This window comes from Oleiphilus sp. HI0132 (genome assembly GCF_001635845.1).
In genome coordinates this window covers 1-10,679 of sequence record NZ_LWGJ01000347.1, presented here as the reverse complement: position 1 = coordinate 10,679, position 10,679 = coordinate 1, and the positions used below count along the sequence as shown (strand labels likewise).

Here is a 10,679-nt window from a genome sequence, read left to right as displayed (position 1 = left end):
CTAAATAATGTTCAAAAATAAAGCTAAGGCTGACTAATGACCAATATCTCGCAGTACTTACAGTACATGATTAAAAAGCAAGCCTCGGATTTGTTTTTTAGCGCGGGCTTTCCTGTCTTAGTAAAAATACAAGGTGTTTGTAGTGCGATTAATAAAGACACGGCTTTAACATCAGCCCAAACCAAAGAGCTTGCTTATTCTCTGATGAATGATCAGCAAATTAAGAATTTTGATGAGAATCTGAGCACTAGCGTTGGTATTTCCGTTCCTAACTTGGGGCGATTTCGCCTGAGTGTTTTTAGGCAACGCGGTTCTGTTGCGATGGTGATTCGTTGTATTAAAACCTCACCGCCAACTCTAGAAGAGCTAAGGTTACCAGAAGATCTGGGTGAGTTTATGTTTGAGAAACGCGGGCTGGTTCTGGTTGCTGGCGCCACCGGCTCAGGTAAATCTTCAACGCTAGCAGCAATGATCGATTTTCGAAACAAGCATTCAACAGGACATATTCTGACTATAGAAGACCCAATTGAATACTTATTCTCTTACAAAAAATCAATTGTTAATCAACGGGAAATCTCGATCGATGCCAAGAGTTATTCAGATGCTTTGAAAAGTGCAATGCGTGAAGCTCCAGATGTANTCATGATTGGGGAGATAAGAGATACCGACACAATGAAACAGGCGATCGTATATTCTGAAACAGGTCATTTATGTTTAGCCACTATTCATGCCAGCAATGCCGTTGAAACATTGGATCGAGTTATTAACTTTTTCCCTCCAGATGACCGGGGACAAATATTGATTGATCTATCAAGAAACCTTCATTCTGTTGTTTGCCAGCGACTTGTAAAAAGTAAGGATGGTTCATTAACTCCAGCATTAGAAATATTGCGAAATTCTCCTTACTTTGGTGAGTTGATTCAGAAAGGAAAAATTGGAGAGTTAACTGAAGCATTTGAGAGAGACATGGATCAAAATGTTGTTACTTTCGATGAATCTCTAATTAAACTCTATAAAGAAGGGAAAATCTCAGCGGAAGAAGCTATTAACAACGCAGATTCGAAACATAATGTCCAAGTGAAAATCCGCCTTAAAGACGACCCCAGTGCGGCCTCTGAAGGTTGGCAAATAAAAAGCTAATGTGCAAATGTCGGTATCATGCCAAATCATTTCTTACTGGAAAATAGATCTTTTTACCTTCTTTCTGAATTATTAGGACGAGTTTATTGAAAACAAATATTCGAAGCCGGATTATTATAGCCGTTGTTGTGTGTCTGGTATTAATTTCCGCGACACTAGCCTACGTTTTATTTGAGCAATCTAGGATAGATAAGAAGTTTTTGTTGGTAGACAAAATTATTAGCCATACTGGAATAGTCGATCAAGCACAAACTGTGTTTGTATCCCTATTAGCCGAACAACGGGCTTCTATTCGAGTCAAAAAAGAAGGTTCACAGTTCAGTAATCTTATTGACGAGCTAAACGCTCTCTTGGAAACAATTGAGCATAAACCCATATTAGCTGAAAAAGAACAATTTCTGTTGAAACGAGTTAGAAGTGACATTGCTCGCTTATCTAGCCTGAGCTCGAACCTATTAGTTTTAGCGGGTTCTACCGAAACTAGCGGGAAAAACAGCTTGTTGAGTGAGTTCGATGCATTAGGCCAGAAAATCACCACACAGCTAGACCAGATTCATATTTTTCTTGACCATGAATTAGAAAAAGCTTTTCATGAAGCATCTGAGATGCGTTATGGCGCACAAAAAAGCGTTGTCATTAGCGGCACGCTTCTCGTCTTTTTCCTTGTCTTTTTTAGCTTCCAGCTAGTTCGTTCGATTACACGTCCCATTAACGACCTGGTTAAGGCGACTCAGAGGCTTAAAAGCTCAGAATGGGATTATCGAGTCAATTTAGATACCGGGGACGAATTGGAGGAACTTGCTGACAGTTTCAACAGCATGGCTGAACAGCTTTCCCATCAACACCTAAGCCTCAAAGACCAACTGGATAGACACAGTATTCAGCTAAAGGAACGTTCTTTAGACCTTGAGATACTTTTATTGGCAAGCGCTGAACTCTCGTCCGAGTTAGATATTGAGCAGTTGCTAAAGCTTATGGCGCAGAAACTAACAAGTACACTGAAAGTAACCTATTGCCGTATTGCTCTAAAAGATAGTGAGCATGCAGGCCCTGTAATTCGCGCAGCCTATCCCATCAGGATGCTAGATTGGGAGCCTGGCATTGGAAACGAGTTAGACGTAAAATATTGTCCTGACTTACAGAAGGCTTTTGACACTGGACGATACGTATCAGTTTCTAATACAGAAATGTTTGATCGGAGACATAAAGTTGAGTTGGAACAAATTTTCACTTCTGAAACACATTCCGGTTTAATCTTTCCCTTAGTTATTAAAGGACGCTCAGAGGGTGCTATTATTTTGGGTGAGTCAAGAGTGTGGGACCGGGAACCTTTTTCTCAAGAAAAAATCGCCCTCTGCCAGACGCTAATCAACCAGTCTGTTATAGCGATCGAAAATGCAGAAAACTATGTGTCTTTGCATTCAATGTTTTTGGATACAACCTCTGCCTTGAGTTCTGCAATTGATGCTAAGTCTCACTGGACTAAGGGGCATTCGGAGCGCATGACAGCTCTGGCATTACGTATTGGACGGAAATTATCACTTGATTCCGAATCATTAAACCTTCTCAAGGTGGGCTGCATTCTCCATGATATTGGGAAAATCGGTACCTATGAGCAGATTCTAAACAAGGCTGAGCCACTTACGGATAGTGAACTTGAAATCATTCGTCAACATCCAGTAAAGGGGGAGCTTATTCTTAAACCAATCCATAAGTTTAAAGCGATTCTACCTATAGTAAGAAGTCATCATGAAAAATATGATGGAACAGGCTACCCAGATGGATTAAAGGGCGAAGATATTCCGATTCTCGCCCGTATTGCAGCGCTCGCAGATACATACGATGCGATGACCGCTGATAGACCTTATAGAAAGGGTTGTAGCCGCTTAGAAGCTATTGCTGAAATTAAGCGCTGCTCAGGGACGCAGTTTGACCCAAGTATTGCTGGCGTATTTATTGAGATATTGAAAGATGAGTATTCATAGTTAAAAACATGTTCTTCTATCCTTACCAATCAAGCCGTGCTGGAAACACAAGTATCTAAAACTTAATGCTGACTTACACGCGCACAGTTAGAACGACTCTAGTTTCTCAAGTACAAGGTCTCTTAAACGCTTGTCGCCACTCGCTAGATAAAGCGCTCGCTGGTACATGCTTTTTGCTTTGTCATCTCCTCCCATTAAACGATATAAATCACCGTACTTGATAAATACCTCTGGGTTGTTTGGGGCGACCCGTATGGCTTGTTCGTATATTCGTTGGGCGCGTAGCCATTGTTGAGAGTTTTTTGCTTTTTCGGCTTTAGCAAGTAGAACGCTTAATATATTGCTTTCTACCTTGTTTATTTCTTTTACTTCTACATCTTGATTTTTGGCTGCATCACTATCGACAGTTATGCTTTTTTCCTCTGGTGTTACAGCTTTATTAAGTATGCTGTGAGGCTTGGATGTGATCGGTGAGTCGGCCTTTGAACTCGGTGTTACGGGGACAATGTTAGGCTTAGTCTGTGTGTTGAGTGAAGAACAAGCGCTCAGTAGGAGAACTGTACTGAGCACTAAAGCCAGAGGAGATGCCTTTAATAAATAACTGAGGCCTTCTAAAACCATGATTTTAACCACCCTTTCACCGATGAATAACCATTTTTACATGCTTGATATTCAGATGTATCTGGTTCACCCCAGACAGGAAGGTCTATAGCGCCCTTGCATCGTTCATCGGTGAGGTGAGCCGTGTTTTGATCAAACCAATGGTACTGGATGTTAGCAGGAGCTTCCATACTCAAGGGATATTGAGGGATGCGGCGAATAAAGTCGCTCCATAGCTGCAGGGCACCGCTGCTGCCGGTTAGGTGTGTTTCTTTATTGTCATCGCGGCCGAGCCAAAAGGTTGCTAGGTAATCTCCCGAGTAGCCTGAGAACCAACTATCCCGATTATCGTTAGTGGTGCCGGTTTTACCCGCAACCACCAGTTGCTCTGGTAGTTGTTTGTATGCAGAGCGCCCGGTGCCGGTTTGCATGGTCTTTACTAGTGCTTCTTGTAATAAATAAATCGCCTCGGGTGCAACTACTTGACTAAGCTTGAAAGGGTAGCGGGTTAAAGTTTCACCTTGTGCGTTGGTGACCTCGCGAATTCCTCTTAAGGGCATGTTGAAGCCATTACTGGCGATAGTTTGGTAGAGCTGCGTCACTTCAAGCGGTGACAATGATTGAGATCCTAGGAATAGAGAAGGGTAGGGCGTGAGCTCTCTTTTGACACCTAAACGCCTGAGCATGTCATGCACTGTGTCAATTCCTAGCTCTAAACCTAAGCGGGCACTTGCCAGATTGTAGGATTTAGCAAGCGCTAGATATAAGGGGACTTCTCCATGGCTTTCGTGATCAAAGTTCTGCGGCGCCCAGATTTGCCCATCTTCAAACTCTATTTTGAATGCCTGATCTGATACCAGCGTGCTGAGTTGATATTGTGAGGGTTTTTCCAGTGCGCTAAGGAATATTGACGGTTTAATGAGCGAGCCGATAGGTCTTCTTGCATCAAGAGCACGGTTAAAACCGCGGTATCGTGCTTTTCTGTCCCCAGCCATGGCGAGTATTTCCCCGGTGCCGGTTGCGGTGACCACGGCGCCTACTTGAAGCGTTCCTGTCTGTTTCACTGATTCGAGTGTTGGAAGTTTGCTGGCGATTGTATTCTCTAGCTGGTGCTGGAGCTGGGGGTCTAGACTGGTATATATCTTTAGCCCTTCAGTGCGTAGGTCGTCTTCATGGTAATCTTTTCCCAGCTGACGCTTTACCATGTCCATAAATGCCGGGTAGGGATTAGTCTGTAGAGTCGGCTTATCGATAACGTTTAATGTGTGAGTGATCGCCTCTTGATAGCGTTGATCGTCAAGGAGGTTCTCCTTGTTCAGAAGAGACAAAACCAGGTTGCGTCGTTTTAGTGCTCGTTCAGGAAAACGGCGAGGATTATAATAGGACGGGCCTTTGATCATGGCGACAAGTAGAGCGTGTTCGGAGATAGAGCAGGCACGTAAATCCTTGCCAAAGTAGTAGAGGCTGGCCGCTGCAAACCCGTGGATAGCGAGTGAGCCAGATTGACCGAGAAAGACATCATTCATGTAAGTTTCTAGGATGGACTGCTTGTCATAATGGGCTTCCAGCATCAGAGACATCAGTGCTTCATTTACCTTTCGGCTAAGTGATCGCTCTCGACTGAGATAAAAATTCTTGACCAATTGTTGGGTAAGCGTGCTGCCACCTTGAACAACTCTGCCCGCTTTCAGGTTTGCCCATGCAGCACGCGCTATGGATAGCGGTGAAATGCCTAAATGATGTTTAAAGTCACGATCTTCAGTGACAAGAAGGCTGGCAATGAGTTGGTCGGGTATGTCTTCGTAGGGTCGTAGGATTCTTTCTTCTTTAGTGCGGGGATAAATGCCGCCCACTTTTAAAGGCTCTAGTGTATAGAGCGCTTGATGACTACCCAGGCCTTGCAGCTGGGTGACGATATCGTTTTCTATATGAAAACGAAAGTGACTACTCTCTTGATAACCTTCAAGTGTTTGATGAGCAGGTACCTTTAGTTCAACAACTTGATGGGTGCTTGATAGGTGACGAATGGAGTAGCTGCGTTCGGATTTAGGTTCCGAACGGGCTTGATAACCTAGCATATTGAGTTCATCAAGCAGATTGTTGGCGTTTAGCGCCTTATCGTTATAAATTTCGAGGGTGCGGGCAAATACTTGAGCTGGAAGCGCCCACCGCTTGCCTTCAAACTTATATCTGACCTGAGCATCGAGATATATGCACCAGGCAAAGAGCAGTAAGGCCAAAACACTTAGTATCTTCAAGCTAGTTGGGCGAAGAAGGAGAGGGCGCTTGTGCCTGAAATTGGCGGAGTTAGTCATTTCGCGTCAAGTACTTATTGTTGCAGAAGCTGCTAGGGGCTGAAAGAGCTAGTGTATCAGAGCCAAGCGGAATGTGTGAGGCTTAATACGATAAGACTAAAAGTGCGTCTGAGGCTTACTTTGGATCGACGAAAGCTTTTTCGAAACATAAGTGTAAGCGTGTTCAAATTCTTGCTTTGAGAAGTTTTGATGCTTTACTTTCTTGAGTTCTAGGTCAGTCAGTGTGAGGTGAAGTGTGGGGGTGACTTGAACTTTGTTAAGGCATTGTTTTACACAATGCAAAGCACAGCCATCTAGGGCCAGGATCGGTCGCTCTGATTTCGCTTGTCTAACTAATGATTTAACCTGTCCGCCAACGCCTGCTATACAAGACATTTCAGCTTGTCCTAGACGGTTCAATTCTAGGGCTAATTGATTGGTAAGCTGGGCGACATTAGAGCAGCCAGAGCATGAGTACACGATAGGCTGCTGTTCTCTATGATTCATCTTTTACTATCAATATCAGTGAGTGCCAGAACTGTTAGGCGCGAGCAAAGAGTAGATTGTTTTCAATCGAGATATGACTTTGCAAATCTTCGATAAATTCAGAAATTAAGGCATAAAGCCTTGTCCAGGTATTACAAGCGTCTTCTGGTAATGTCAGCTGGTTCGTTAGCTCTGATAGCTGGGAGATTGCACCAGCATGTTCATCGTGCTCATGACGCATCACCGAGATAGGGCCCTGAGCCATTGCTCCCATTCCTTGTTCCAGCATAGGGAAGAGGATGTTTTCTTCCTTAAACATATGTTGTTCGAGCTCTATCTTCATTGTTTGCAGGTGATTAGATAGGCCATGAGGACACTCTGGGTGTTCACCGTGTACAGATTCAACTCGAGCAGCCTTTTCATTTAGTTCGCTAAGCTGTTGTCGATGGACTTCATGGTAGCGCTGCAAGATATGAGCAATTAGTTCAGGGTTTGATAGAGATTCTAGAGGCTCAAGGGTGCTATTGCCGTCTGTTAAAGTTTGATCGGGCATACTTCCTCCACTTCATAAGAACGGGGTGGGCAACTATAGTATCGGAATTCTTTTCAGGGCGAGCTTTTATCTTAAGAACATTGCCGAGCCGAAGCTATACAACCTAGTTGATATAAGAGGGATAAAAGGGGGTAGAGCAGATAGAAAAATAATAGGCTGCTCAGGAGGGGCTCCTGAGCAGTTAGCAGCGCTTATTCAGCGGCTTCAGGGCATTCTATTGAGCCTGCTTCGCGCATGTCGCCAAGTGGCACGTTAAGGTTGGTATCGCTATCGCGTTTTGCTGAGCCGTGATAGATTGCCCTGCACTCACCAGGTGAAGACAATTTGCAGTTTTCTAAAGCTGCCTGAGAGGCTTGTTCCTCTGTTTCATAAGGGCCATGAAATTGGCGGTTTTCGAGGTAGAAATATCCTTTTTCTATGTTTTCATCGACCACGATTACTTCATCGATTTCTTGTGCTACAGACATAGTTTCTCTCCCGTATATTAAACACTATTCAATTCTTACTGAGGCCAAACTTAGTGTTTAGACCTTACTAAATGCTGTTTCTTTTCTACTGTGTTAGCAGTTAACCAGCGGTGTCGAATAGTGACTTTTATAATTATTATCGTTGCTAGTTCAAAATTTATAAGACGAAATCACCTATGTCTTTAGAAGAAAAACAAGCCTTCATAGACTATTAAGCCCGGTAATGTCCCGGGCTTATTCGCTTCGTCTTAGTTCGGTGTTGCTCGATTAATGATCGAGTAACAATCAATATCGCCTGGTAGGGTACCATAAACCCAACCTTTGTTGTCACTTTTTAGTCTGGCGAGGCAAAACGCATTGGCGATTTCTTCATTTCCATATTGGAGTAGGCTTGCCCCTTGGAAGCAAAGTGCCATCTTTTCAACGATTCCTCTGGAGCGGTATTCTATATCCTTCTGATTAGAGAATTCTTGATGAAGATCATTTAGGGCTTCATCCATCAGTGAATGCTTACCTTCTACAGTATGCAATTCGGTCAGGAAGGCTTGTAGAGATTCAGGATTACGACGCGTGGCGCGAAGCATGTCCAGGCACTGGACGTTGCCACTACCTTCCCAAATGCTATTTACAGGAGACTCTCTGAATAGTCGGGGCATAATACTATCTTCCATTACGCCACTACCGCCAATGCACTCCATTGCTTCATAGGCGTGGCCGGGGGCCCGCTTGCAGATCCAGTATTTGCCGATAGCAGTTCCCATGCGCACTAAATGTTTTTCCTGCTCGTGTTCACTGCTTAAGTCGAGTGCCCTCGCCATGCGCATGCTTAAAGCCGTAGCTGCTTCGTGCTCAATAATCAGGTCGGCGAGTACATTTTGCATGAGTGGTTGTTTATCGAGTGTATTGCCAAACACCTTGCGTTGGCGGCAGTGATGAGTGATTTGGGAGATTGCCTGGCGCATCATGCCCGAGGTGCCAATCATGCAGTCAAAGCGGGTCATGGCAACCATCTCTAAAATTACCGATACACCTCGACCTTCTTCGCCGATCATCCACCCCATTGCTCCGCGTAGCTCAGTCTCACTGGAAGCATTGGAGACGTTCCCCATTTTATTTTTCAGGCGTTGTACTTGCATCGGATTCTTGCTGCCATCGGGTCGCCAGCGTGGCACCAAGAAGCAAGAAACACCCGAACTAGTTTGGGCGAGTACTAAAAATGCGTCTGACATGGGGGCTGACACAAAATATTTGTGCCCGATTAGTTCGTAAACCTGTCCGGGTCCCTGGGCACCCATTGCAAAGGCGCGCGTACTGTTTTGTCTAACATCGGAACCACCTTGTTTCTCGGTCATTGCCATACCTATTGTGAGGCCTGCCTTTTCTTCATGGCTGACATTTCGGTAGTCATATTCTCGATGCATAACTTTGGGGGCCCATATGTCATAGATATCTGGCTGCCTTTTTAGTGTCGGAATAGCGGCAGAAGTCATAGTTATAGGGCAGCCATGACCTGCTTCAACCTGGCTCATCATATAGCTCTTGGCGGCACGTGCGACATGAGCGCCTGGGCCAGGTTTAGTCCAATGGGAAGAGTGGATGCCTTCCTTAATTGAGAGCGCCATGAGTTGGTGGTAAGAAGGGTGGAAGCGTACCTCATCGATACGCTTACCATGGCGGTTGTGAGTAAAGAATACCGGTTTATTCTCGTTCGCCTGAAAGCCCCATTCAAGCACTTCGGCTGACCCGGTGACCCTGCCAAAACGTGAAAGATCCTCGCTGTAAGCTTGTCCTTGATGAGCTTTAACTGCATCTTTGAGTGCGGCATCTTCTTCATAGGCATTGTAGTTTTCCAATGCTTCGGGTTGATTCTCGACAGTGTGAGTTTCTGGCCAATAGGCGTTGCTCGGCTTGAAAGATTCAGAAGAGGTCATGGTCGCTTACTCCGTACCTTTAGATAAAGTGAACTTGTATTCATTTGTTTGTGCTATTGAATCACGCGATGCTTCAATAGTCAATTCTGCGCATTTAGGATAAAATTCAAGGACCCAGTTCTAAGAGCTCTTCATAAGCTCGTGTGAAGAGAAAAACTAAAGAGTATTCCATGGCATATCGCCCGACAGAAAAAACTGAAGCCAGAAAGAAAGCACAGCGCAAACTGCTCTTGGATACTGCTTTGCAGTTAGTCGCTTCGGGAGGTTTTCAGTCTTTAACCATTGCTTTGTTGGCTGAAAGGGCAGATGTTGCGACCGGTACTGTATATAAGTACTTCGCATCGAAAGCAGAACTGTGCGCAGAAGTGTTTCGGGTGGCCACTGAAAAAGAAGTCAGGAATGTACAGCTAGCAGCTTTTCCTCAGGTGGAAGATGAACTCGAAGGTCAGCAAGAAGGCGAGGCATTGAGCTGTGAGCAACGTCTGAAAATGGCGTTAGAGATTTTCTCTAGAAGAGCTTTAGAAGGGCGTGGTCTGGCTTATGCCTTGATAGCCGAACCGGTAGACTCAAAGGTTCAGCAAGAGCGCTTAAAATATCGACGAGCCTATGCCGAGATATTTGAGGCCTTGGTGACAGAGGGAGTCGAAAAAAATGAGTTTGCACCCCAGAATGCGTTGATATCTGCTGGTGCGATGGTTGGTGCATTGGCAGAAACATTACTTGGCTCTATCGCCAGTGCCCAACAAACGCCTGGCGAATTCAAGCCCGAAGAATGGATTGAAGAAATATTGAGCTTTTGCCTTTCAGGTGTTCGTCGCGCCTAAGCGCTTTTGAGCCTGAAAGGTTTGAACATTTAAGAGATGAGCCTCAGCTTCTAGCGCCTACGACGTAGGCTTTCTTTTTCCTTCGTACGCTGGTCAAGTCTGGCCATAATTTCTGCCATTTCTTTTGCTTCTGCAGCCGCTTTGGCAGCCTGTGCAGCTTCGCGTTCCATTTTCTCTTTGGCGATGGCTTCTTTAATTCGCTTTTCCTTGGCAGCTGAGCCAACACGTCCTTCTGGTAGTTTGTCTTTAGCTGGGCTGGTTTTAGCTTTGTTGGTCTTTAATCTGGTATTGCTAGTTTTGCTTGCAGTGGATGTTTTGGTTTTCGGCGCACTCGTTTTAGTGCTGCTACCTGCGCGGTTTTGCCGACGCTTCATCTCGATATTCATCATGACCGCTTTC

The 10,679-nt window shown here is 44.8% G+C and carries 9 protein-coding genes and 1 pseudogene; 3 read left to right on the top strand and 7 right to left on the bottom strand.

The genetic code is table 11. From position 1 onward, the window contains the following. Positions 1–36: 36 nt before the first annotated feature. Both A3766_RS04300 and A3766_RS04295 read left to right on the top strand, forming a co-directional pair. Positions 37–1,140: a PilT/PilU family type 4a pilus ATPase gene (locus A3766_RS04300; RefSeq protein ID WP_068641765.1), complete on the top strand. Its 1,104-nt coding sequence runs from the start codon at positions 37–39 to the stop codon at positions 1,138–1,140. An 86-nt stretch (positions 1,141–1,226) separates the two neighbouring features. Continuing rightward, positions 1,227–3,125, top strand: a complete 1,899-nt coding sequence (locus A3766_RS04295) for an HD domain-containing phosphohydrolase (RefSeq protein ID WP_068641758.1) — start codon at positions 1,227–1,229, stop codon at positions 3,123–3,125. 87 nt (positions 3,126–3,212) lie between these two features. On the opposite strand, the gene A3766_RS04290 is transcribed toward A3766_RS04295, so the two are convergent. The 6 genes from A3766_RS04290 to A3766_RS04265 form a co-directional block, all read right to left on the bottom strand. Then, positions 3,213–3,746 (bottom strand): tetratricopeptide repeat protein, encoded by a 534-nt coding sequence (locus A3766_RS04290; protein WP_068553114.1) that lies wholly within the window; start codon positions 3,744–3,746, stop codon positions 3,213–3,215. Continuing rightward, a complete protein-coding gene (mrcB, locus tag A3766_RS04285) occupies positions 3,737–6,040 on the bottom strand; it encodes a penicillin-binding protein 1B (RefSeq protein ID WP_068553116.1) in 2,304 nt (767 codons plus the stop codon). The genes A3766_RS04290 and mrcB overlap by 10 nt, the downstream gene beginning before the upstream one ends. Positions 6,041–6,136: 96 nt before the next feature. After that, on the bottom strand, positions 6,137–6,526 hold the full coding sequence (locus A3766_RS04280) for a putative zinc-binding protein (RefSeq protein ID WP_068508605.1): 390 nt from the start codon (positions 6,524–6,526) through the stop codon (positions 6,137–6,139). Positions 6,527–6,560: 34 nt separating this feature from the next. After that, complete coding sequence (locus A3766_RS04275; RefSeq protein ID WP_068508607.1) at positions 6,561–7,058, bottom strand: hemerythrin domain-containing protein; 498 nt, start codon at positions 7,056–7,058, stop codon at positions 6,561–6,563. A 191-nt stretch (positions 7,059–7,249) separates the two neighbouring features. After that, a complete protein-coding gene (locus A3766_RS04270; protein ID WP_068508609.1) occupies positions 7,250–7,525 on the bottom strand; it encodes a hypothetical protein in 276 nt (91 codons plus the stop codon). A gap of 248 nt (positions 7,526–7,773) precedes the next feature. After that, the gene (locus tag A3766_RS04265) at positions 7,774–9,456 is read right to left on the bottom strand and encodes an acyl-CoA dehydrogenase family protein (protein WP_068508611.1); all 1,683 of its coding nucleotides are present in this window, start codon (positions 9,454–9,456) and stop codon (positions 7,774–7,776) included. A gap of 170 nt (positions 9,457–9,626) precedes the next feature. On the opposite strand from A3766_RS04265, the gene A3766_RS04260 reads away from it, so the two are divergent. Next, a complete protein-coding gene (locus A3766_RS04260) occupies positions 9,627–10,280 on the top strand; it encodes a TetR/AcrR family transcriptional regulator (RefSeq protein WP_068508613.1) in 654 nt (217 codons plus the stop codon). A gap of 50 nt (positions 10,281–10,330) precedes the next feature. Here A3766_RS04260 and A3766_RS30350 read toward each other — a convergent pair. After that, positions 10,331–10,679: pseudogene (locus tag A3766_RS30350) on the bottom strand (hypothetical protein); the annotation flags it as partial.

What these genes read in the sequence shown, in the direction of transcription:
- A3766_RS04290 (WP_068553114.1), bottom strand. Translation starts at nt 3,746, where the DNA reads ATGGTTTTAGAAGGCCTCAGTTATTTATTAAAGGCATCTCCTCTGGCT.
- mrcB (WP_068553116.1), bottom strand. Translation starts at nt 6,040, where the DNA reads ATGACTAACTCCGCCAATTTCAGGCACAAGCGCCCTCTCCTTCTTCGC.
- A3766_RS04280 (WP_068508605.1), bottom strand. Translation starts at nt 6,526, where the DNA reads ATGAATCATAGAGAACAGCAGCCTATCGTGTACTCATGCTCTGGCTGC.
- A3766_RS04275 (WP_068508607.1), bottom strand. Translation starts at nt 7,058, where the DNA reads ATGCCCGATCAAACTTTAACAGACGGCAATAGCACCCTTGAGCCTCTA.
- A3766_RS04270 (WP_068508609.1), bottom strand. Translation starts at nt 7,525, where the DNA reads ATGTCTGTAGCACAAGAAATCGATGAAGTAATCGTGGTCGATGAAAAC.
- A3766_RS04265 (WP_068508611.1), bottom strand. Translation starts at nt 9,456, where the DNA reads ATGACCTCTTCTGAATCTTTCAAGCCGAGCAACGCCTATTGGCCAGAA.
- A3766_RS04260 (WP_068508613.1), top strand. Translation starts at nt 9,627, where the DNA reads ATGGCATATCGCCCGACAGAAAAAACTGAAGCCAGAAAGAAAGCACAG.